The 23264-nt window shown below is 62.6% G+C and carries 18 protein-coding genes and 1 pseudogene; 16 read left to right on the top strand and 3 right to left on the bottom strand.

Features of this window, described 5'->3' with window-relative positions:
- Nucleotides 1-6: 6 nt before the first annotated feature.
- From ACLFKU_RS21960 to ACLFKU_RS21935, 6 genes and pseudogenes are all read left to right on the top strand, one after another.
- Nucleotides 7-1059 (top strand): microcin C ABC transporter permease YejB, encoded by a 1053-nt coding sequence (locus tag ACLFKU_RS21960; protein WP_368582111.1) that lies wholly within the window; start codon nt 7-9, stop codon nt 1057-1059.
- Nucleotides 1013-2122: an ABC transporter permease gene (locus tag ACLFKU_RS21955; RefSeq protein WP_410850463.1), complete on the top strand. Its 1110-nt coding sequence runs from the start codon at nt 1013-1015 to the stop codon at nt 2120-2122. The genes ACLFKU_RS21960 and ACLFKU_RS21955 overlap by 47 nt, the downstream gene beginning before the upstream one ends.
- Entirely contained in the window at nt 2119-3759 is a 1641-nt protein-coding gene (locus ACLFKU_RS21950) for an ABC transporter ATP-binding protein (RefSeq protein ID WP_410850462.1), read from the top strand. The genes ACLFKU_RS21955 and ACLFKU_RS21950 overlap by 4 nt, the downstream gene beginning before the upstream one ends.
- Complete coding sequence (locus ACLFKU_RS21945; RefSeq protein WP_410850461.1) at nt 3756-5192, top strand: TldD/PmbA family protein; 1437 nt, start codon at nt 3756-3758, stop codon at nt 5190-5192. The genes ACLFKU_RS21950 and ACLFKU_RS21945 overlap by 4 nt, the downstream gene beginning before the upstream one ends.
- Nucleotides 5192-6298 (top strand): annotated as a pseudogene (locus ACLFKU_RS21940) (metallopeptidase TldD-related protein); the annotation flags it as partial. The gene ACLFKU_RS21945 and the pseudogene ACLFKU_RS21940, both read left to right, overlap by 1 nt.
- Entirely contained in the window at nt 6286-6561 is a 276-nt protein-coding gene (locus ACLFKU_RS21935) for an efflux RND transporter permease subunit (protein WP_410850460.1), read from the top strand. The pseudogene ACLFKU_RS21940 and the gene ACLFKU_RS21935, both read left to right, overlap by 13 nt.
- 175 nt (nt 6562-6736) lie before the next feature.
- Here ACLFKU_RS21935 and ACLFKU_RS21930 read toward each other — a convergent pair whose 3' ends face one another.
- Nucleotides 6737-7429 (bottom strand): alpha/beta family hydrolase, encoded by a 693-nt coding sequence (locus tag ACLFKU_RS21930; protein ID WP_410850459.1) that lies wholly within the window; start codon nt 7427-7429, stop codon nt 6737-6739.
- A 181-nt stretch (nt 7430-7610) separates the two neighbouring features.
- Here ACLFKU_RS21930 and ACLFKU_RS21925 point away from each other — a divergent pair, with 181 nt between their 5' ends.
- Both ACLFKU_RS21925 and ACLFKU_RS21920 read left to right on the top strand, forming a co-directional pair.
- Nucleotides 7611-8336, top strand: coding sequence for a hypothetical protein (locus tag ACLFKU_RS21925; protein ID WP_368582099.1), 726 nt, complete (start codon nt 7611-7613; stop codon nt 8334-8336).
- A 138-nt stretch (nt 8337-8474) separates the two neighbouring features.
- Complete coding sequence (locus ACLFKU_RS21920; protein ID WP_368582097.1) at nt 8475-8867, top strand: hypothetical protein; 393 nt, start codon at nt 8475-8477, stop codon at nt 8865-8867.
- Nucleotides 8868-9071: 204 nt separating this feature from the next.
- Here the strand turns inward: ACLFKU_RS21920 and ACLFKU_RS21915 are convergent, their stop codons facing one another.
- A complete protein-coding gene (locus tag ACLFKU_RS21915; RefSeq protein WP_410850458.1) occupies nt 9072-10091 on the bottom strand; it encodes a zinc-dependent alcohol dehydrogenase family protein in 1020 nt (339 codons plus the stop codon).
- A gap of 123 nt (nt 10092-10214) precedes the next feature.
- On the opposite strand from ACLFKU_RS21915, the gene ACLFKU_RS21910 reads away from it, so the two are divergent.
- The 4 genes from ACLFKU_RS21910 (at nt 10215) to ACLFKU_RS21895 (ending at nt 16004) form a co-directional block, all read left to right on the top strand.
- Nucleotides 10215-11123 carry a LysR substrate-binding domain-containing protein gene (locus tag ACLFKU_RS21910; RefSeq protein ID WP_410850457.1) on the top strand — a complete coding sequence of 303 codons (909 nt, stop codon included), beginning with the start codon at nt 10215-10217 and terminating at the stop codon, nt 11121-11123.
- 1206 nt (nt 11124-12329) lie between these two features.
- The gene (locus tag ACLFKU_RS21905; protein ID WP_410850456.1) at nt 12330-13613 is read left to right on the top strand and encodes an LssY C-terminal domain-containing protein; all 1284 of its coding nucleotides are present in this window, start codon (nt 12330-12332) and stop codon (nt 13611-13613) included.
- Nucleotides 13610-14863, top strand: a complete 1254-nt coding sequence (locus ACLFKU_RS21900) for an LssY C-terminal domain-containing protein (RefSeq protein ID WP_410850501.1) — start codon at nt 13610-13612, stop codon at nt 14861-14863. Before ACLFKU_RS21905 ends, ACLFKU_RS21900 begins: the two co-directional genes overlap by 4 nt.
- A 76-nt stretch (nt 14864-14939) precedes the next feature.
- Nucleotides 14940-16004: a hypothetical protein gene (locus ACLFKU_RS21895; RefSeq protein ID WP_410850455.1), complete on the top strand. Its 1065-nt coding sequence runs from the start codon at nt 14940-14942 to the stop codon at nt 16002-16004.
- 641 nt (nt 16005-16645) lie between these two features.
- Here ACLFKU_RS21895 and ACLFKU_RS21890 read toward each other — a convergent pair.
- A complete protein-coding gene (locus ACLFKU_RS21890) occupies nt 16646-17740 on the bottom strand; it encodes a LacI family DNA-binding transcriptional regulator (RefSeq protein ID WP_410850454.1) in 1095 nt (364 codons plus the stop codon).
- Nucleotides 17741-17947: 207 nt separating this feature from the next.
- Here ACLFKU_RS21890 and ACLFKU_RS21885 point away from each other — a divergent pair, with 207 nt between their 5' ends.
- The 4 genes from ACLFKU_RS21885 (at nt 17948) to ACLFKU_RS21870 (ending at nt 23202) form a co-directional block, all read left to right on the top strand.
- Nucleotides 17948-19540, top strand: coding sequence for an acyl CoA:acetate/3-ketoacid CoA transferase (locus ACLFKU_RS21885; protein ID WP_410850453.1), 1593 nt, complete (start codon nt 17948-17950; stop codon nt 19538-19540).
- Nucleotides 19533-20315 (top strand): enoyl-CoA hydratase/isomerase family protein, encoded by a 783-nt coding sequence (locus ACLFKU_RS21880; RefSeq protein WP_410850452.1) that lies wholly within the window; start codon nt 19533-19535, stop codon nt 20313-20315. Before ACLFKU_RS21885 ends, ACLFKU_RS21880 begins: the two co-directional genes overlap by 8 nt.
- A gap of 1 nt (nt 20316) precedes the next feature.
- Nucleotides 20317-21858: an aldehyde dehydrogenase family protein gene (locus ACLFKU_RS21875; RefSeq protein ID WP_410850451.1), complete on the top strand. Its 1542-nt coding sequence runs from the start codon at nt 20317-20319 to the stop codon at nt 21856-21858.
- 87 nt (nt 21859-21945) lie between these two features.
- The gene (locus ACLFKU_RS21870; RefSeq protein WP_410850450.1) at nt 21946-23202 is read left to right on the top strand and encodes an ABC transporter substrate-binding protein; all 1257 of its coding nucleotides are present in this window, start codon (nt 21946-21948) and stop codon (nt 23200-23202) included.
- Nucleotides 23203-23264 lie beyond the last annotated feature (62 nt).

The following is a 23264-nucleotide window of genomic DNA, read 5'->3' as shown; positions in this document are numbered from 1 at the left end:
AGCGTCATGTTCGCCTACATTCTCAGACGTCTGCTGTTGATGGTGCCGACGATCATCGGTGTCGTCACGCTGACTTTCGTCGTGACCCAGTTCGTGCCGGGCGGCCCGGTGGAGCAGATGGTGACCCAGCTTCGTCACGGCGAGTCGCGCCACGGTGCCGACGGTGGCGGCGGCAGCGGCTACCACGGCAACCAGGGCCTCGACCCGCAGCAGATCGAGCAGATCAAGAAGCAATTCGGCTTCGACAAGCCGGCGCACACACGTTACCTGTTGATGTTAAAGAGTTACGCGACGTTCGATCTCGGCCAGTCGTACTTCCAGCACAAGAGCGTGTGGGAGGTGATCCGCAGCAAGTTGCCAGTCTCCATTTCGCTCGGGCTCTGGACCGTGATGCTGACTTACGCGGTGGCCGTTCCGCTCGGCATCGCCAAAGCCGTGCGCAACGGCTCGCGCTTCGATGCGGTGACGAGCGTACTCGTCCTCGTCGGCTACGCGATTCCCGGATTCGTGCTCGGCGTGTTGTTGCTGATGCTGTTCGGCGGCGGCACGTTCTGGCAGCTCTTTCCGATGCGCGGACTCACATCGGACGACTTCGCCGATCTGTCCGCCGTGGGCAAGGTGCTCGACTATGTCTGGCACATGGTGCTGCCCGTGACGGCGTCCGTGGTCGGCAACTTCGCGATCGTGACGATACTGACGAAGAACACGTTCCTCGAAGAGATCGGCCGGCAATACGTACTGACGGCTCGCGCCAAAGGTGCGCCCGAGCGCGACGTGTTGTGGAAGCACGTGCTGCGCAACGCCGCCATTCCGTTGTTGACAGGGCTGCCCGCTGCGTTCGTCGGCGCGTTCCTGAACGGCAACCTGCTGATCGAGACGCTGTTCTCGCTCGACGGCATGGGTCAGCTGTCGTACGACTCGGTGATTCGCCGCGACTACCCGGTGGTGCTCGGCTCGCTGTTTCTCTTCACCCTGATCGGCCTTCTAACCAAACTCATTGCTGATGTCTGCTATGTCATCGTCGACCCCCGCATCCAATTCGACCGCGTGGACCGCTAAGGCGGCCGCGGCGTCCTCCGTGCCGGTCTCGCCGTGGCGACGCACCTGGCTGCGCTTCAAGAGCCAGAAGCTCGGCTACTGGAGTCTGATCGTATTCGTCGCGCTGTTTGTCGTCAGCCTTGCCGGCGAACTGCTCGCCAACGACAAACCGCTCGTCGTGCGCTACGACGGGCACTACTACTTCCCGATTCTGAAGGAGTATCCGGAGACGCAGTTCGGCGGCGATTTCCCCGCGAAGACCAACTATCTGGATCCGTATATCCGCTCCCGCCTGGAGGCAAACGGAAATTTCGCGGTCTATGCGCCGAACCGCAACTACTACGACACGATCGACTATTTCGCCGAGCGGCCGTTTCCGGCGCCGCCGAGCGCCGCGAACTGGCTCGGCACCGATCAGTTCGGGCGCGACGTTCTCGCGCGCCTGCTCTACGGCTTTCGGGTCTCGGTGCTGATGGCGATCGCGCTGACCTTGTCAGGCGTGTTCTTTGGCGTGTTGACGGGTGCGCTGCAAGGCTTCTACGGCGGACGGACCGACCTCATCGGCCAGCGCCTGATCGAGATCTGGTCGTCGATGCCGGACCTCTATCTGCTCATCATCTTCGCCTCGATCTTCGAGCCGACGCTTTGGCTGCTGTTCATCCTGCTGTCGATGTTCGGCTGGCTGCTGTTGTCCGATTACGTGCGCGCGGAATTCCTGCGCAATCGCGCGCTCGACTACGTGAAGGCCGCGCGCACGATGGGACTCTCGAACTGGCAGATCATCTGGCGTCACATATTGCCGAACAGCCTGACACCGGTCATCACGTTCCTGCCGTTTCGCATGAGCGCCGCGATTCTCTCACTGACGAGCCTCGACTTTCTCGGCCTCGGCGTTCCGCCGCCCACCCCGAGCCTCGGCGAACTGTTGCAGGAGGGCAAGAACAATCTGGACGCCTGGTGGATCTCGGTATCGGTGTTCTCCGCGCTCGTCGCCACGCTGCTGCTTCTGACGGTCATGGGCGACGCGCTGCGCAACGCGCTCGATACCCGCAACCGCGGCTCGGCGTTCGGAGGTGGGAAATGAGCGAAAACTGCAAACCGCTGCTCAGCATCGAAGATTTTTGCGTCTCGTTCGGCGACAGGCAATGCGTGTTCGACGTCAACCTCGCGATCGGCCGCGGCGAGCGGGTTGCGCTCGTCGGCGAATCGGGCTCGGGCAAGAGCGTGACCGCGCTGTCGGTGCTGCGCCTCGTGCGCGATGCCACGCACACGGGCCGCATCGTCTTCGATGGAGAAGACGTGCTGACGAAGAGCGAACAGCAGATGCGCGGCGTACGCGGCGCCGATATCGCGATGGTGTTCCAGGAGCCGATGACGGCGCTCAATCCGCTTTATACGGTGGGCCAGCAGATCGCGGAGAGCCTGCGGCTGCACGAGGGGCTGCGCCCGAACGCGGCGCGCGAGCGCGGCATCGAGTTGCTGCGCCGTACGGGCATTCCCGAACCCGAACGCCGCATCGACAGCTACCCGCACCAACTGTCGGGCGGGCAGCGCCAGCGCGCGATGATCGCGATGGCGCTCGCGTGCCGCCCGCGGCTGCTGCTGGCCGACGAGCCGACCACGGCGCTCGATGTGACGGTGCGCCAGCAGATCGTCGACCTGCTGATCGGCTTGCAGGAGCAGGAGGCGCGGGAGCGCGGCATGGCCGTGCTGTTGATCACGCATGACCTGAATCTTGTGCGGCGGTTCGCGCAGCGCGTTGCTGTCATGGAGAAGGGCGTGCTCGTCGAAACGAACACGACCGAAGCGCTGTTCGCGAATCCGCAACATCCTTACACGAAGCGATTGCTCGACAGCGAGCCGCGTCGCGCAATCGAGACCGTGCCTGATGATGCGCAGAACGTGCTGTCAATCGAGGGGCTCGCGGTCGACTATCGAACGAGCGCCAAAGGCTGGCGTTCGTTGTTCGGCAGGACGGCGTTCCGCGCGCTGCACGAAGTCGATCTCACGCTGCGCCGCGGCGAGACGCTCGGCATCGTCGGGGAATCCGGCTCCGGCAAGTCGACGCTCGCCTCGACGGTGCTCGGCTTGCAGCGGGCCACGGTCGGCGACGTCAAGGTGGCCGGCAAGCCGCTGCGCGAATATCGATCGTCCAGCAAGGCCTGGCGTGCGCTGTCTGCGCGCATGCAGATCGTGTTCCAGGATCCGTTCGGCTCGCTTTCGCCGCGCATGACGATCGAGCAGATCGTCGGCGAGGGGTTGCGGATTCATCGTCCCCAGCTCGATGCGCCTGAACGCAGGGCGCGTATCGTCGAGCTGCTCCAGGAGGTCGGTTTGTCCGCCGACGTGCTGCTGCGTTATCCGCACGAATTCTCGGGCGGTCAGAGACAACGGATCGCGATTGCGCGCGCGCTTGCCGTAGAGCCCGAATTGATCGTGCTCGACGAGCCGACGAGTGCGCTCGACGTATCGGTGCAGCAGCAAGTGCTCGGCCTGTTGACGCGCTTGCAGAAAAAGTATGGGCTCAGCTACCTTTTCATCACGCATGATCTGGCCGTGATCCGCGCGATGGCGCACCGCGTGGTCGTCATGAAATCGGGGCGGATCGTGGAGACCGGCGACACGCTCGACGTGTTCGACGCACCTTCGCATCCCTATACCCAGTCGTTGCTCGCGGCGTCGATTCTGCAGAACGCCGCGCTCAAGGAGAACATTGCATGATCGAAGAACTCTGGACATCGGCCGCGCGCGCATTGCGCAGCGATGCCGATTTCTGGTCGGTGCGTTTCGTGGACGAACGCAAGGACGAGCACGTCGTGCGCAACGACGTGGCCTTGCCGCTTTCCACCGCACGCGAGCGCGGCGCGATGGTGACGGTGTGGGCCGGTGCGGGCGCGGGCTACGCGGCGACCGCGGATCTTTCGGCAAGCGGCCTGCAACGCGCGCTCGACATCGCCGCCGCACGTGCGCAGGCGAGCGCGGCACACACGCTCATCGACCATCGCGAGATTGCGCGGCCGACGCAAAGCGGCAGCTATGTGTCACCGAATGCACAGGGCGCTCTGCCGTCGCGGCGCGAATGGCTTGAACGGCTCGCGCACGAATGCGCGGCTGCAAATCTGGGCGAGCGCATCGTCGAGCGCGTGGCCGGCATGCAAGTGACGCACTGCGATCAGCTTTACTTGACGAGCGATGGCGTGCGCATCGATCAACAGTTGCGCTTTCTCATGCCGAGCCTTTCGGCAGTCGCGCACGGCGACGGCGACACCCAGCAGCGAACGCTCGCGGGCCACTATGGGACGCTCGCGCAGGGCGGCATGGAAATCCTCGCGCGCTACGGCTTTGACGGCGCTGGTGCGCGCGTGGCCGACGAGGCGCTGCAACTGCTGGCCGCGCCGAACTGTCCCAGCGGCCGCCGCGACTTGCTGCTGATGCCCGACCAGATGATGCTGCAAATTCACGAATCGATTGGCCATCCACTCGAACTCGACCGCATTCTCGGCGACGAGCGCAATTTCGCGGGCTGGAGCTTCGTGAAGCCGGAGATGTTCGGCCACTACCAGTACGGCTCGGAATTGCTGAACGTGACGTTCGACCCGGATGTGCGCGAAGAGGCTGCCGCCTACGCGTTCGACGACGACGGCAGCGCCGCCAGCCGCCAATATCTGATTCGTGCCGGCGTGCTGGAACGGCCGCTCGGCGGCGCGCTGTCACAGCAGCGGGCGGGACTGCCTGGCGTGGCGAACTCGCGCGCATCCAACTGGAACCGGCCGCCTATCGACCGCATGGCGAACCTCAACATTGAACCCGGTGAATCGTCGCTCGACGTGCTGATCGCGGGCATCGAGCATGGCATCCTTATGAAAACCAACACGTCCTGGTCGATCGACGATCATCGCAACAAGTTCCAGTTCGGCTGCGAATTCGGCCAGCTGATCGAGAACGGAAACCTCACGCAGGTCGTCAAGCGTCCGAACTATCGTGGCGTTTCCGCGAGCTTCTGGCGCAGCCTCGCCGCGGTTGGCAATGCATCCACGCGCGAAATCTACGGCACACCAATGTGCGGCAAGGGTGAACCCGCGCAGGTGATCCGTGTGGGTCATGCGTCGCCCGCTTGCGTATTTACGAACGTCGAAGTATTCGGAGGCGCGTGATGACCGAGATGCTTTTCCCGCGCGGCGTCGAGGCGATCGACTGGCACGCGCGTTTCATGATGCTCGCCAGCGCGATTGAGCGCCTGCGCCGACCCGGCGAGACCGTGCTTAGTTCGTTTGCGGGCGAGCAGTCGGATTTCATCCGCTTCAACGCGGGCAAGGTGCGGCAAAGCGGTCAGGTGGAGCAGGGGCGCTTGACACTGCGGCTCGTGAACGGCGCGCGTCAGGCGTATTTCACGCTCGACCTGAGCGGCGACACCCACGCCGACGTGCGTGACGTGGACAAAGCGCTCGCGGCGCTGCGCGAAAGCCTGCTGGACGCACCCGACGATCCGCATGTGCTGTTCGATAGCACGGCGTGGTCGCGCAGCACGCACCGCAGCGGCAGGCTCCCGGAGCCGCAAGCGCTCGTCGAACTCGTCGCGCAGTGTGCGCAGGGTCTCGATTTCGTGGGCTTCTACGCGGGCGGCACGGTCTTGCGCGGCTTCGCCTCGACCTCGGGTAGCCGCGGCTGGTACGAAGTGAAGAATTTCAATTTCAGCTGGTCCCTCTATCAGCCAAACGGGCGCGCGATCAAGACGACCTACGCGGGCGACGCGTGGGACGACGTCGTGTTCGCGGGCAAGGTGAGCGAGGCGGCGGCGCGCTTGCCCGTGTTGCTGCGTACGCCGCGCGTGCTCACGCCGGGCGGCTATCGCGCCTGGCTCGCACCGGCGGCGCTTTCGGAGCTGGTGGAATCGATGGCCTCGAATGGCTTTTCGGCGCGTGCCCAGGCGAACTCGATGAGTCCACTCTACAAGCTCCACACCGGCGCGTGCGCGTTCGACGCGCGCGTGGCGCTGGCGGAATCGCTTGAACTTGGCATCGCACCCGGTTTCAACGACGACGGCTATCTACGTGAGAGCGTGCCACTGATAGACGCGGGTCGCAGCGTTGGCCAGCTAACGAGCGCGCGTTCTGCGCGCGAGTGCGGGCTCGAACCTAACGGCGCACTGCCGGAGGAACTGCCCACCTCGCTTGCGATGGCCGGCGGCGACCTCGTCGAGGACGACGTGCTCGCACGCCTCGGTACCGGACTTTATGTCGGCAACCTGTGGTACGTGAACCGGCATTTCTAGTCGGTGTCGTGCCGCTCGTGTTCTCAACGGGCGGTGGCGCTGAAAGCCGGCACTCGATTGGCACAGGTGTCTTCGGTGGCATGACTGTCGCAACAATACTTGGGTTGATTTTTACGCCGGTCTCGTTTTATGTCTGCGCACGGGGCTTGCGCAGGCGGCGTCGTGCGGAGGGCAAGACGGCGTGGAACCGGCGTACGCTGGAGGCCGCGCTCGATCGCGTCGTTACGGCGGAGGCGAAGCAGGGCGATTAGGGCAGCTATGCGAGATCGAGTGCAGTGGGCGACCGGACCCTTATACCTTCCCACGAGTAACGCAGGGTGGCATTCGTTCCGAAGCGAAGGGATTGAGCGGGCGAGTGCAGCACGGCGAATTCGCCGGCTCGCCGTCCCGACTCTGCTACACGCATTCCTGCATTCCTGCGCTTGCTCAGGTAACGGGCACGAACTCTCCTTCGGCGAAGAACCACGCCGACATCGTCCGTGCCAGTTCGAGCACCACCTCCGCGTCGGTCCGGCCGGAGGACGCGCGCACGTGTAACGAATGATCTGCGTCGTCCACCACATGCAGCGTGGCGCGTGACCCGAGGGTCTCGACGACCGACTTCAGGAGGTGAAACTCGGCCAGCTTGTCGCGCGTACCCTGCAGGAAAAGCATGGGCACCGTGACGTCCGCCAGGTGCCGTGCCCGCTCCACGCCGGGCGCGCCCGCCGGGTGCAGCGGGAATGCGACGAAAGCGAGGCCACGCACACCGTCGAGCGGGGAGATGGCCTGGGCCTGGGACGTCATGCGGCCGCCGTATGACCTGCCGCCGGCGAAGAGCGGCAGGGCTGGCAGCCGCCGGCGGGCCTCTGCGACGGCTGCCCGCACGGCAGCATGTGCCACGGCCGGCGAGTCCACCCGCCTGGAGCCCCGCTCCATGTACGGAAACTGATAGCGCAATGTGGCGACATTGGACGCCGCAAGCGCGTCGGCCAAAGTCGACATGCCGGCGTGCTGCATGCCCGCCCCGGCACCGTGCGCGAAGACATACAGGGCTCGCGCGTCCTCCGGCACTCGGAGGAGCGCAGAGACCTTAGTGCCGTCGGGCAGTGCTATGGAAAGCGATTCTGGGTCGTCCATCGTATTCAGGTCGTGTCGTTGTGGCCTTAGCGCCGATTCTGCATCAATGAGGCATCGGGGAGCGGTTGTGGCGGCATCCGGCGAGCAAATTGCGGAGGACACTGCGTTAATCCGGCCAGTTTCGGCCGTTCGACAAGCTCGCGTGGATCGTTGACAATCCATGTCACTACGATCCCTGAACATGAAGACGATGAGCATTACTCGCGGAATCGCTGCCACTACGGCGTTACTGTGTTTTGTTCTGATTTCCGGATGCGGGCGCACCGTACGAGAGTCTTTCTATCGGGTAAGCGTCGGTGATCGACCTGATTATCTCCACGAGTACGCATCGTCGCCAAGGCGTCTTAGCTTTAGCCCCGAGCCAGGTGTCCTGCTGGATTTTTTGGTACAGGGAAGCCCCGCAAACATGCCTCTCGTTTATATGTCGATGAGGCTGGAGCGCGGAACGACGTTCAGATGGACGTCACGCAGTTTGGCCTGGCTTGACCAGGACGGAGCCACGATATGGACCGGCGACATCGCGTCGATGAGATTCACAAACTATTGCAAGCCGCCGCCTGAACGGGAGTGCTCAATCTCCAATACATCTCTTTCTGACGGCCCGGTCGTCACGCATGAATATCCGTGGGGAAAGGGCACAATGTCCGTCTATACGATCGCGCCTACGAGCTTACTTCATGGAGCCGAATTGAGGAAAGTGACCAACACGTTGCAACTGGGCTCCGACAAGTGGCTCAACGTAACGTCCGAACTGACCATCGACGCAACCCAGTCCTCCCCAAGGACCCGATATCTTCTGCGGTTGCCGGACGCGCAGATCAACGGGCGGACGGTACCTATGCCAATCATTGATATGCAGTGGGTGTCCGAGGATGTCTTTGAACCGGCTACGCCGATCAACGATTAACCGTCAGAACGCCTACCAATGCAGGGGGGACTGAATGGCCGTCTGCAGGTTTGCCGGACGCCAGTTTTGAGGCGCGTGCTGTCGACCATCGGTTCGCGTTGAGCGTCGATTCGTTTGAGGCTGCTGCGAGGGAGTGAAATGAAAACTAACTGGAAATTGATTCGTGAAGTTCTAAACGCAGCTATCGACAGTTGCGAGCGGTTGGAACAGGCCGGCTATTCTGAAGATCATCGCAGTCGCTCCGTCCAGGTAGGCGGGCGACAAGTGAGCGTGCAGGAATTCTTGATTAGCGCGTGGACGCTGCCCGAGAACGTTCGCTACGAAGTAATCCGTGCGCGTCACGACAAGAATCTCGATCTACCTTACGTCCCGGAAACGGCGCGGACTCTCACCGCAGTGGCCGCCGCGTGTGCAGAACTTATAGGCGCAGGGGATACGCCACCGGCTGAGTCGCATATGCGGGGAATGATTGATTGGTATCGGAACCACTTCGATCCCAACGTGCAGCGTGCAATCTCGGCGGCTCCGTGACCGGTCCCGGGGAACGAGGATAGGGAGATCGAACGTCCGTTTTGTAGCAATTCTAAAGTCCGAAGTGGGGTCGTACTGGGCCTTTCGAAGCGCTCCGCACACCGGTCATTCAGAGTCGATCACTGCCGCCCACACGGTTCGACTATATCCCCAGGCCTTATGCCCGCGTATCCAGACATCGCCGAACCCTCATCAGTGCAGGTTTCAGGCGTCTATCCGGACCACCACTTTACCGAAGTGCTGTCCGGACTCAAGATGCCTATACGCGGCGGGCGCGTCGTCAAAGCCAAAGACGTGATCGACCACCGGCCGGATTTGATGCGCGGACACGAGCCTGACAACCTCGTCGAGCATCGAGCGGCTGCCCACCATGATTCCATGCAACCGCTTGATGCCCCCGATCACCGGCAGGAGGCCAAGCTCCGGTCCACTAAAGCCGCTCACACCACCGATGATCGACACGAGGCCGCCCATTTTCGTCGCGGCCACCGAGCGCGGCAGTGTGTCCCGTCCACCGACCTCCAGCACGATATCCGCGCCTACCCCATCGGTCAGCCGGAGAACCTCGTTCTGCCATTCCGGCTTGGCGCGGTAGTTAATCGTCTCATCGGCGCCGAGTTTCCGCGCGCGTTCCAGTTTTTCATCGCTCGACGACGTGATGATCGTGCGCAGACCCGCCGCGCGCGCCAGCTGCAGCGCGAAGATCGACACCCCGCCTGTGCCGAGCAGCACCACCGTGGAACCGGGTTTCGCGTCGCCGTCCACGAATAGCGCGTTCCATGCGGTGACGCCGACGCACGACAACGTGGAGGCTTCTTCATAACCCAGGTGTGCCGGGATCACCGCAAGAGCCGTTTCGTCGACCACGAACCGCTCGGCCAGCACGCCGTTGACTTTGGCGCCTGGCGAACTGTCGACTTTCCATGGTGCCGGAGCGCCGTCGATCCAACGCGGGAAATACGTGTTGATCACGCGATCGCCCGATTTGAAGCGGCTCACGTCGCGGCCGGTCTCGACGACTTCGCCCGCGCCATCGCACAGCGGGATCAGCGGCGCATCGCCAATGCCGAGATAGTCACCGCGGGCGAACATCAGGTCCCGATAGTTCAGCGACGCCGCGTGAACCTTGACAACGACCTCGGTCGGCCCCGGCGATCGCATGGTCGCGTCGCTGCGCTTCAGGCCGGAGATACCGGCGCCGGGTTTCAGTTTCCATGCGTTCATAGCAACTCCTCATCGGGTAGAAGCACCTATGTTAGTGTTGCGGGAAAGGACGCATTGACGAGATTTTGACGACTTATCGTCGCCTGACAGGAAACATGAACCGCGGTATCGGGAGCTCGCACGATGGACGATCGGCTAAGAGGCATTGCGGAATTTGTGGATGTCGTGGATGCCGGCACCTTCGCCGCAGCGGGCGAACGCCTTGGTGTCACGCGCTCGGCGATCGCGAAGATTGTCGCGAGGCTCGAGCAGCGTCTCGGAGTGAGACTGCTGCAGCGAACCACCCGCCATCTGAGCCTAACCGACGAAGGACATGCGTACTATGAGCAGTGCAGACGCGTGATGGCCGAACTTAGCGCGGTCGAGGCGACGCTGGAGGCGGGCCGCCGCGATCCGTCCGGGCGGCTACGCATCACCGCGCCGGTGCTGTTCGGCAGGCAGTGCGTCGCACCCGTGATGCTGAAGCTGGTCGAGCGTCATCCGTTGCTCGACGTCGAGATGTCGTTCAGCGATCGCGTTTCGGATCTGGTCGAGGACGGCTTCGATATCGCCGTGCGGATTGGACCGCTGCCGGACCATGCAAGCCTTGTCGGGCGCCGGCTCGGCGTTCAGCGGATGGGCATTTGCGCATCTCCGGCCTGGCTCGATCGACACGGGCGGCCGTCGGGCCTCGCCGAGCTCGGCTCGCACGTCGGCATCGCTTATGGCAGCGGCGGACAGAGCACACCCTGGCGAGTGCTCGGCGCAAACGGCGAGGTGCAGGAGTGCCGACTGTCCGCGCGCCTGCGTTATGACGACCTCCAGGCCATCGCCGACGCAGCGGCTGCGGGCGCAGGCCTTGCCTGGTTACCATGCTGGCTCATGGCGCCCTATCTGCGCGACGGCCGGCTGTCGCTCGTGATGGATAGCAACAGCGTGCAGGGCGCCGAGGTTCACGTCATCCGCCCGCAATCGCGACATCTGCCCTCGAAGGTACGCGTCGCAATCGACGCGCTCGTAGACGAGATACCACGAGTGCTTGCCCGGGTCTGAGCCGTAGACCGCATTGAATCTGTCAACGTTGCGACGATAAATGTGTCAATTCGCGTCCTCGCCCATCCGCAGCGCGCAAAGACTTGTGCGGCGTGGAGTTCCCGCATGGGAAATAAATGTGCCAACGATCAAGACTGAGATATCGATTTATCCGGTATGCATCGGGCAGCAGTCGGCCATGACCGGCCGGTCGACGTACCTGCACGAATCGCTGACGATTTGGCTACTTCACATACCGGAAAGCTAGCGATGAAATGTCGGATATGTGGGCGGTCACTCGACCAGCCCGACGACCTTGTCGATGAACTGCGGCGGCGACTGCTGGGGCTGCGTCGGTGAGATTGAGGCCGACCTGGGCAACGTGGAATCGATGGAGCAGGTCCGAAAAGAACACATTCGCGGGCTTCGCCCGGAATGGATAGACCCGGATAAGTGGCCGGCACCAGCCCTCTTTTTCAGGTCAGTGTCGGCCAAGCTTGACGACCCTCCAAACACTACGTTCAACGGACGCGAATTACCTATGCGGATTTGGGCACCGACACGGACATCTCTTGATGGCCGAGGCGCAAGCCAGGCACGACCTGGAAAGTCGAGATTGAACAGCTTAACGACGGAAGCTTTCTGCTGATGCGGTACGAATCCACAGAAGAGGCATTTCCGACCTCCGATCATTGGTATGCCACGCTCGAAGAGGCATACGACGAGTGCGATCGCATTTATGGCATTGGTCGCGGCGATTGGCTTCAACGGTGACTGCGGGCGGGCCGTGATGGTCGGTCGCGGGACACAGATCCGGCCATCAGCGGCCGTTCGAGGCTGTCGTCCAGTTTGGCTAGCAGATGTCTTGCGCGCCTTCCCTCAATGGCCGGTTTCCGGCGAGCGAGTTACGCAGGGCGCTCCCTCAACCCGGCCAGCTTCGGCCATCTGTCGGCGCCTCATCCACGACATTCAAACGACGGTTGCGCGCGCATTGCAGACGCTCATTTAGCGCTGTCACCGCATCGCCCCCCCAACGCGCCCCCGCCCATATCTGCACAAGCGCAGCCGCGTAGTTCATTAGAAGACTTGGCAAATGAGGGCACGATTCGTTTCGTGCATACTACAGGGGCTACTTCGAACGCATATTCGCCTCCGCAAAAGGCGCTAGCTTGCGGTCGTCGCTTTGATACGGATGCACGTCGAAAGCCCCGGTGAAGAGGTGTCTTGATGAACCGCATCGTGCCGCAAGCGCTGGCAGTCATTTTTTTCGTCTGCGGACTGGCCGGCTGCGCTGCCCCCACGTCAACGGCTACCGTACCTGGTTATCAGAACCGCGTCGTGACACGCACCGAGGGCGGTCTGCGCGTGTCCACATCCGTGCTGTCGCCCAAAGAGAGCAACGCCCTCTATGGTGTCCCGCTTGCCGACAAGCAGATTCAGCCAGTGTGGATCGAGGTCCAGAACCGGGAAGATCTCACTTACTTTCTCCTGTCGCCGGGCCTGGATCCGGACTTCTTCCCGGCTTCGGAGGCCGCCGAGGCGTTTGCCGGCAATGCCTCACCTGATCAGCAGGCCGAATTCGACCTGCGCTTTCGCAGTCTCGCCTTCCATAACCCCATCCAGCCTGGCACGACAGTGTCCGGGTTTGTGCTGACGCACCGCACAAGAGGTGCGAAATTCGTGCAGTTGGATCTTGTCGCAAAGGATCACGCCAGAACGTTTTCGATTTTCACGGCCGTACCCGGGTTTGAGGCCGACTACAAAAGAAGTGAGGTATTCAAACGCGCTGCCGATCCGAACGAACCCGTCGTCAACTACACGGATGACGAGAGTTTCGGCGCAGCCCTTGAAGCCCTGCCGTGCTGCACGACCAACGAGGACGGCTCGAAGCATGGCGATCCACTGAATCTGGTGATCGTAGGTGGTCTCGACGACGCTTTTCCTGCGCTTGTCCGACGGGGCTGGAGACCCACGGAGCAGAAGTGGTCGGGCGCCATCGAGGAGATGATCAGCGCGGCCCTGGCTGGCGAACCGTATGTGAATGCACCGGTGAGTGACCTCTACGTCTTTGGACGTCCACAAGATCTGGCACTGCAAAAAGCACGGGACACCATCCATCAGCGCAATCATATGCGGCTATGGCTCAGCAATATGCGTTACTACGGCAAACCTGTCTGGGTGGGCCAGATCAGCCGCGATATCGGCACCCGTCTGACCTTTCACTCCTCCACTTTCACGACGCACAAGATCGACCCGGAGGCGGATGAGGCGCGCACCGCGCTGACCGAGGACATGATGTATTCGCAAAATCTCGTGAAGATCGGGCTCGTGAAAGGCGTGGGTGCCGCGCCGGAAAGCGCGCCGCGCGAAAACCTGACGACCGATCCGTATTACACCGATGGCTATCGCGAGGTGCTTGTCTTCGACCGCAAGCCGACATCGCTGGTGGAAATCGAAGTCTTTCCGTGGGTTACGCCTGCCTTGGACGTTGCGCCCGGAGCGAAGCCATGAGCATGTCGCCGGCAATGCATCGTGCGCTGGTACGTGCGGCGTGCGAACTATGCCTTGTGCTCGTGCTCGCCGGTTGTGCGACATGGCAGGCCCCCGCTCAGACTGACGATGGGCCGCTTCGTGAGCGCGCAGTGAGTGCCACCAGTCACAGCGTGCGCGTGAGTGCAACCGTTCTGGGCGGCGAAGACAGCAAGCGATTGCTCGGCGCCGACGTTACCCGGAAGGGCGTGCAGCCGCTATGGGTCGAGGTGCAGAACGGCACTTCGCAGCCGCTGTGGCTGCCACGCTCCGGCACCGACCCGGACTATTTTTCACCGCACGAAGTCGCGTGGTCCTTGCATACGCTGCTCGGCGGCGCAACGAATAAGCGCGTGGACGACTATTTCAGTCAGGTTGGATTCAGAAACCCGATCCCGCCGGGAGAGACACGCTCGGGCATTCTGTTCACGAACCCCGATCTCGGTATCAAGATTGTCAATATCGACATGGTCGGACACCACACGCTGATCCCTTTCTCACTCTTTCTGCGCGTGCCTGGCAGCAAGATGGATCCGCGCCTCGCGCAGGTCCCTTTCGCGTACCCCGAATCCGCGGTGACCGATTGCCAGGATCTCACCTCACTGCGCACCGCACTTGAGCGGCTGCCATGTTGCGCCACCGATGCCGGTGGGACAGTTCAGGGCGACCCCCTCAATGAGGTTGGCATCGGTCAGTTCACCGACATCGGTGCGGCGCTGGTGCGACGTGACTATCGGCGCGATCGGCGCGCGTCCGACCTCGAGCAGCGGGTTTTCGGGCGGGAACCGGACTTCGTCTTGCGCAAGCAGGCACAGGAGGGTTCGCCGGCCACCTGGATACGAGCATGGCTCGCGCCGATCCGCTACCAGGGGCAACTGGTCTACGTCGCGCAGATCGGACGCCCTGTCGGCGGGCGCTTCGCGCCCCGCGATGAGCCACACCTCATTCTGCAAGGAAACGTCGACGAGGCGCGCAACTACCTGATCCAGGATCTGATGTACTCGGGCGGTCTTGACAAGCTCGGATTTGTGAACGGTGTCGGCGCGGCATCGCCGGCCCATCCAAGGGCAACCGTCGACGGTGCGACGTACTATACGGACGGTTTGCGCGCAGTGCTGTTCTTCACGACGCGGCCGCGCAGCCTGTCCGAGGTGGAATTTCTCGACTGGGTGCCCTATCTGGATAAGCGTGAGACCCTTGAGCCGGGAGGACCCGCCGATGCACGCCAGTGACCCCGAACGGACACCGTCTTCCGTCTTATCGAAACGGCTCGGTGTCGCCACGGATCCGTGGCATCGAATCCGCGCCATGCTGGCAATGACGACGGCGTGCGTACTGTTGGGCGCCTGTGCGACGAAGCCGCTCATCCCGTACTCGACCGATACGCCGCCGCTGATTCTCGCACCCGCGACTCAGGCCGGGATAGCGGATCAGCGGGGACGCTTCCGCGAAATTTATTGCGCCGTCCTCGAAGCGCGTGGATCAGAAGTGCCCGACAACCGCCCCTGTGTGGACGCGCTGACCCGATTGGCCAATGAGCCGCCGCCGACAGGCAAGCCTGTCGATCTGGGTCAGTCGAGGCGGCATCTCATCGCAGTCGTCGTGCCCGGCGTCGGCTACGACTGCTTCCGGGCGTGGCTGGATTCGCCGAACGGCGTGGTCACACACCTGCGCCGGTTCGGTTTTGACGGAACGATGCTCGAGGTCGATGCGCTGCCGAGTTCCACCAACAACGCTCGCCAGATTCGCGACGCTCTCATGGCCATGCCCGCACCTGACGGTCCGCCGCGCATCGTGCTGATTGGCTATTCAAAAGGCGCGCCCGACATTCTGGAAGCGCTGGTCGCCTACCCGGAAATCCGCAGCCGCATCGCGGCTGTGGTGAGCGCCGCCGGGGCGGTGGGCGGATCGCCCCTCGCCGACGACGCTGAGCAGTACCAGGCCGACCTGCTGCGCCATTTTCCCGGCGCGACCTGCACACCTGGCGATCGCGGCGCGGTGCAGAGCCTGAGACCGGCGACCCGCAAGGCGTGGCTCGCGCAAAACCCGCTTCCGACCGGACTGCGCTATTACTCTGTAGTGACATTTCCTCAACCGGAGCACATCTCGTCCATCCTGAAGTCGAGCTACGACAAGCTCTCGCGAGTCGATCCACGAAACGACAGCCAGGTGATCTTCTATGACCAGCTCATACCGGGCAGCACACTTCTCGCCTACGTGAATGCCGACCACTGGGCGCTGGCCGTACCCATTGCCCGAACGCATCCGACAATAGGCGCGCTCTTCGTCACGCAGAACGCGTATCCCCGCGAGGCCCTGACGGAAGCCATCCTGCGCTTCGTGGAGGAGCAACTGACGGACCCCAAGAAGTGACGCCGTGCCACCTTCACGGGAGGACCGTTTGACCCTGGAAGCGGTCGTCAAGGCGGCGCGGGTTCTTGCGGCCGAGTTGGGTCGTCAAGACTCGTTCGCAGTTCCAGGAAGCCGACATTCGAATGCACCGCATCGCGACAGCAAAGCGGCGAGTTGCAGACGCATGGCGGCCGAATGGCGAGCGTCTTCTATGGCCGATCTACTGTCACTGAAACGCCGGCCCGAATGTCCGCACTGCGCTGGTTGCTGCCCTGGAAGGCCGGTCGGGGCGACCGGCGAAAGCGGGTTGTACCCGCTCCCTCGGCAGCCGGGATCAGCCGGGAAACCCCTGCGCGGAGACCGGCGGCCGGTTGCCGCGATAACCGGAATTATCGCGGCTACGGCCCACGACAGGCTACTGATCTGTTCGCGATGATTCTGGTGAACGCAGCAGCGGAGCACACACTGCACTGTGTTGTTCCGTCCGGCTTCTCGTGCAGCACCTTCGACAGCAGTTCTGTTTCCGCTTCAGCAGCGTGCGCGCGGCCGCCCCGGGCGTGCTGCGTGATGCATGCTCGAACCCGCGGGAAACGCGGACCACTTCGCCAGCTGCGCGAGAACGGGATTCCAAAGCGCGATGCGGGTGCCGGAATGGACGGCTCCTACTCTTCATCAGCAATGACCGCATGTTTTCGCGGCGCCTTTGCCGGTGCGTTGACGGGAGATGCTTTCGCGCCGACGCTCGACTCCCTGACGACGAGTTCCGGCACCGCAAAGTATTGCACTGGCGGCTTCTCGTCTTCTGGTGGTTCGCTCAGTCGGGCCAATAGTGTCTCGCTTGCAATGGTGCCGAGCTTGTCCGCACCTGCGAACAGCGTGGTCAAAGGCGGATTGGTGTGCTCAGCCGCGACGATGTTGTCACAACCCACGACCGCCAGAGCCTTCCCCGCGCGCTTGCCCATTCTGTCGAGTTCGTGCAGCACGCCGATTGCGACCTGGTCGTTGTAGCAAACCACCGCCGTCGGCCGCGGCTTCATGTCGAAGATCGCACGGACCGCATCGCGTCCACCCTCCGGTGTCAAAGGGACATCGATGATCCAGTCGTCATTGACGGGCAGGGAGTGCCTGGCCATCGTGGACAGATACCCCTGTCTGCGCTGGTTGGCGACTGCGTAGCCCTTCCGGTTGCCGGCGAAAGCGATGCGCGTATGTCCTTGCCCAACCAGATGCTCGGTAGCCAGCGCGAATCCGTAGCTGTTGTCGACCCCGATCGTATCGACGTCGGGCCCCATGGGACGCATGACGAGCACGAGCGGAATTCCCCACGACTGGATCTCAGCAGGCAACTCATCTGTCGTTCCTAGCGCGGGAGACATGATCAGTCCGGCAACATTCTGCTCACGCATGGATCTCAGAACCCTCGTCTGTGTCTCAAGACTTTCGGCAGTGTGGGCCATCAGCGTCGTATATCCGGCCTGGGCCAGCACGCGCTCGATTGCCACCAGCAGTTCGACAAAGAACGGGTTGGTCAGATCGTTGATCACCATGCCGATCGTCGTGCTGCGTTTTCCCCGCAGGTTGGCCGCCCCCCGGTTGTACACGTAGCCGAGCGCGCGAGCCGCCTCGCGAACCTTTTCGGCCGTCTCGGCCTTGATCAGCGGACTTTCTTGCAAAACCAGCGATACCGTCGATTTCGATACACCGGCGGCGGCGGCTATGTCCTGGATGGTCGGGCCTGATTTCATGTTGCTTTGCACAATTGGATCGTTCCAAAAAGTGTTTGACACCGTGAAATGAGTCTACTACAGTTTATTGGAACGATCCAACGCACCCGAATTGGAACGTTCCAATTGATAAGGCGTTCGATCCACAAGCCGCTGGGCGCTGATCGGCGCCAGCACCGGAGCAGGGGCACGTGACGGTGCCATCCCGTTTCGCCGAATAGAAGTTTGAGGAGACTGACTGTGCGTTCCAGCAAGGTTGTTTCATTGGCCCAAGCGGCGAGCCTGATCGACGATGACGACACTGTCACCGTCAGTTCGTCGAGCGGTCTCGGTTGCCCCGACGCGATGCTCGCCGCCATCGGCGCACGCTTCGAGGCGGAAGGGCATCCGCGCAATCTGACGATGCTGCACCCGATCGCGGCCGGCGACATGTACGGCATCAAAGGCATCGACCATATCGCGAAGAAAGGGTTGATCCAGACGATCATCGCCGGCTCGTTCCCGAGCGGCCCATCGAGCCTGCCGATGCCCGACATCTGGCATCTGATTACCGATAACGACATCCGCGCATACAACCTGCCGAGCGGCGTCCTGTTCGACATGCATCGCGAAGTCGCGGCAAAGCGCCCAGGCGTACTGACCAAGGTCGGACTCGACACGTACGTCGACCCCGACCGCCAGGGCGGCGCGATGAACGCACGGGCCGCCGAACATCCCATCGTCGAGAAAGTGACGTTCGCGGGTGACGAGTGGCTGCACTACAAGAACTTCGTGCCGCGCGTTGCAATCGTGCGCGCGACGACCGCCGATGAACGCGGCAACCTGTCGTTCGAACATGAGGGCGCGCTGCTTGGCGGTCGCGATCAGGCGCTGGCCGTGCGCAACAACGGCGGCATCGTGATCGCGCAGGTGAAGCGCGTCGTGAAGGCCGGTTCGCTGCATACGCAGCAGGTGCACATTCCGTGCAATCTCGTCGACTACGTGGTCATCGATCCTGAGCAGAAACAGACGACACAGATCGAATACGACCCGGAAATCAGCGGTGAAGTGAAGCTGCCCGATAGCGCGTTCGCGTTCGCTGAATGGCACGCGGACAAGATCATCGCGCGCCGCGCAGCGATGGAACTCGCACAAGACGACGCGGTGAATCTGGGCTTCGGCATCTCTGCGAACGTGCCGCGCGTTCTGCTCGAGGAGGGCTACCGCGACGAAGTCACGTGGGTCATCGAACAAGGCGCTGTCGGCGGCGTGCCGTTGCTCGGTTTCGCCTTTGGATGCTCGGGCAATGCCGACGCAATCATGCCTTCTCCTTCCCAGTTCGTGTACTTCCAGGGCGGCGGGTTCGATGTATCGCTGCTGTCGTTCCTGCAAGTGGACCGATTCGGCAACGTGAACGTGTCGAAGCTGCCGAGCAAGCCGTATCTCACTGCCGGATGCGGCGGCTTTATCGACATCACGACGCACGCCAGGCGCATCGTCTTCTCCGGCTATTTCACGGCAGGCGCAAAGATCGAAGTGGGCGATGGTCGCTTGAAAATCGTGACGGAGGGCAGGAAGAAGTTCATCGCCGATGTGGATCACGTGACCTTCAGCGGACGCATGGGACAAAAGCGTGGTCAGGAAGCGCTGTATGTCACGGAACGGTGCGTGATTCGCCTCGGGGATAAGGGCCTCGAAGTGATCGAGATCGCTCCCGGCATCGAACTGCAAAGGGACGTCCTCGATCAGTGCGACATCGAGCTGGCCGTGTCCCCCTCCCTGAAGACCATGGACGAGTCGATTTTCACTGACTCGCCGTTCGGTCTGAAGCTGCAGGAGGCGCGTCATGGCTGACCAGAGATTGATCCGGATTGAGAAGACGAAAACGGTTGCCGTCGTCACGCTCGATCGCCCGGAGAAGCTCAATGCGCTGACGCCGGAGATGCTCGATCAACTCGAAGCCGCGGCGGCACAGCTCGAGTCGGATGCAGATGTGCGCGCTGTCGTGCTGACGGGCGCAGGCGAACGCGCCTTCTGCGTGGGCGCCGACATCAACCAGTGGTCGGCACTCGCCCCACTCGACATGTGGCGAGTATGGGTCTCGCGCGGCCATCGCATCTTCGACCGCTGGGCGGCGTTGCGTCTGCCTGTCGTCGCGGCGATCAATGGTCCGGCGTTCGGAGGCGGTCTCGAGTTGGCCGCAGTGGCCGATGTACGCATCGCGGACCCGATTGCAACGTTCGCGCTTCCCGAAGCGAGCATCGCGACCTGCCCGGGCTGGTCCGGCACGCAACGGCTGGTTTCGCTGCTTGGTCCGAGCCACGTCAAATCGCTCGCGCTGACCGCCAAGCGGATCGACGCGCAACGCGCGTACGCGATCGGTTTGATCGACGAAATCTCCGCGCCGAAAGAGTCGGTCACAACAGCTATCGCACTCGCCGAAAAGATCGCGTCGCTCGCGCCCGTCTCCGTGCAACTGACGAAGCAACTGATCAACGCCGCCTCCGGATTCGGGACCGGCGCAACCCTGGAAGCCATGGCGGGCGCGCTTTCCGCGTCGACGCACGACGCCCGCGAAGGTATGGCCAGTTTCCGCGAACGGCGCCCGGCGCAATACGAGGGTCAATGACATGACTTACGACACCGCAATTCCGGCTGCAACTGCGCTTCTGGCAAGCGATCAAGCGTCCACACATGACGCCTTCCATGGCCGCATGTACATCGACGGAGCGTGGACCGAATCCGCGGACCAGCAGCGCTTCGAGCGCCGCAGCCCTGCCCATGGTCACGTTGTCAGCTCGTTTCCCGAAGCGACGCCGGCTGACGTCGAGCGAGCGATCAGGACCGCTGACGTCGCCTTCCGTCACGGTCCGTGGTCGAAGCTCAAGGGCGCGGAACGTGCGCGGATTCTTCTCGCGGTGGCGGACGGCATCAAGGCGCGGGTCGACGGGATGTCGCTGCTCGAATCGCTTGAAACGGGGAAACCGCTTGCGCAGGCGCGAGGCGAAGTCTCCGGCTGCATCGATCTCTGGCAATACGCGGCAAGCCTTGCGCGTACCACGAGCGGCGACGCATACGACACGCTCGGCGAAGATATGCTCGGCATCGTGCTGCGTCAGCCGATTGGCGTCGTCGGACTCATCACGCCGTGGAATTTTCCACTCTGGATTCTTTCCCAGAAGCTGCCGTTCGCACTCGCGGCAGGCTGTACGTGCGTCGTCAAGCCAAGTGAGCTCACGTCGAGCACGACCGTCATGTTGATGGAGATTCTCGAACAGGCAGGCGTCCCGAATGGTGTTGTCAACGTCGTGACAGGAAAAGGTCCGTCCGTCGGCCAGCCGCTGGCGGAGCACGACGCCATCGACATGCTGTCGTTCACTGGTTCGACGCGGGTGGGTAGCCTGCTCGGCGGACTCGCATCGAAGAAGCTGAAGAAGGTCGCGCTCGAACTCGGCGGCAAGAATCCGCAGATCGTCTTCCCCGATTGCGACTGGGACGCGATGGTCGATGCCGTCGTGTTCGGGGTGTATTTCAACGCGGGTGAATGCTGTAACAGCGGAAGCCGCGTGCTCGTGCATGAATCGATCGCGGAGCGCTTCGCGCAGGCAGTCGTCGAGCGCGCGCGCCAGGTGCCGGTTGGTGACCCATTGCATCCCGAATGCAAGATCGGCGCAATCGTCAGCGAGAACCAGCTGGCCGAGATTCTCGGCAACATCGACAAGGGCGTCGCGGCAGGCGCGCGGCTGCGCCTGGGCGGAAAACGCTATGACGCGAACGGCCTGTATCTGGAGCCGACCGTCATCAGCGATGTCGCGCCCGACATGAGCATCGCCCGCGAAGAAATATTCGGCCCTGTGCTCGCGATCATCCCTTTCTCAGACACGCAGAACGCGATCGATATCGCAAACGACACCGCCTACGGGCTCTCTGCCGCCGTCTGGAGCAACGACATCAACACCTGCCTGACTGTCGCCCGAGGCGTCGACGCGGGAACCGTTTGGGTCAACACCTTCCTCGACGGTTACCCGGAACTGCCATTCGGCGGGTTCAAGTCGAGCGGTGTGGGACGCGAACTCGGCAAGCAGGCCGTCGAGGACTACACCGAGACGAAGACGATCCAGCTTCACATCGGAGAGCGCAAGAACTGGTGGTTGCCGCGCGAGGCGCACTGATCCCGAATCTACCCGGATCGCTCCCGGCATGCCCGCCGTGGAGTTCACAAGAAAGCCCGTTAAGAGAGCCTTATCAAGGAGACGAAAATGTTCAAGAAGCGTATTACTGCAATCGCAGTCGGCCTCGTTGCATGCCACGCGCTGTCCGCTGGCGCAGCCGATACAAAAACGGTGGAAGTGATGCACTGGTGGACTTCCGGCGGCGAAGCCAAGGCACTCACGGTGCTCAAGGACGGCCTGAAGGCAAAGGGCTACGCGTGGAAGGACAGCCCGATCGCGGGCGGCGGCGGAGAGGCCGCGCGCACGGTGCTCAAGGCCCGCGTCGCATCGGGCAACCCGCCCGATGCGATCCAGATGCTTGGCTTCACGATCCCCGAATACGCGCAGGAGGATTACCTGCAGAACCTCGATGCCGTCGCGACCAAGGAAGGCTGGGACAAGCTCGTGCCCGCGCCGATCCAGAAGTTTTCGAAAGTGGATGGTCACTGGGTCGCCGCACCTGTCGATGTGCACCGCACGAACTGGATCTGGGCGAACAAGAAGATCTTCGATGAATTGAAGCTCACGCCGCCGAAGACATTCGATGAACTCGTCGCGGACGCCGACAAGATCCGCAAAGCCGGCTACGTGCCGCTCGCGCACGGCGGCCAGGCGTGGCAGGAAGCGACGATTTTCGATAGCGCGGTGATGTCGGCGGGCGGCCCGAAGTTCTATCAGCAGGCGCTCGTCAAGCTCGACCCCAGCGCACTCGGCTCGAAGACGATGGAGAAGGCCTTCGACCAGATGCGTGCGTTGCGCGGCATGGTCGACCCGAACTTCCCCGGCCGTGACTGGAATCTTGCGACGTCGATGGTGATCACCGGCAAGGCCGCCATGCAGATCATGGGTGACTGGGCCAAGGGCGAGTTTGCATCGGCAGCCAAGCAGTCGAACGTCGACTATCTCTGCTTCAACTACCCCGGAACCGATGGTGCCTTCATTTTCAACACCGATCAGTTTGCGGGCTTCAAGAAGGGCGACGCGAGTCTGCCGGGCGAGTACGCGTTCGCGTCGACCATCATGGACAAGGGCGTCCAGGCGAAATTCAACCAGATCAAGGGTTCGATTCCCGCTCGTCTCGATGTGCCGCAGGACGGCTTCGACGATTGCGGCAAGAAGTCGATGAACGACATGCGCGCGGCGCTCAAGACTGACTCGATGGTCGGCAGCTTTGCGCATGGACATGCGATGCCCGATGGTCCGAAGAATGCCGTTTATGACGTCGTCACGCACTTCTTCAATTCGAATCAGTCGTCTGCGGATGCCGTCAAGTCTCTCGTCGCGGCAGTGAAGAACTCGCAGTAAGCCAACTGGTCCTCATGCGGATGCGGCACGGTACGCCGCGCTCCGCGAGGCCCGTCATCTCC

Source organism: Paraburkholderia sp. EG304, from assembly GCF_046543485.1.
GTDB classification, from domain to species: Bacteria; Pseudomonadota; Gammaproteobacteria; order Burkholderiales; family Burkholderiaceae; genus Paraburkholderia; species Paraburkholderia youngii.
The sequence above is the reverse complement of the archived record's forward strand: the minus strand, read 5'-3'. Positions and strand labels throughout refer to the sequence as shown.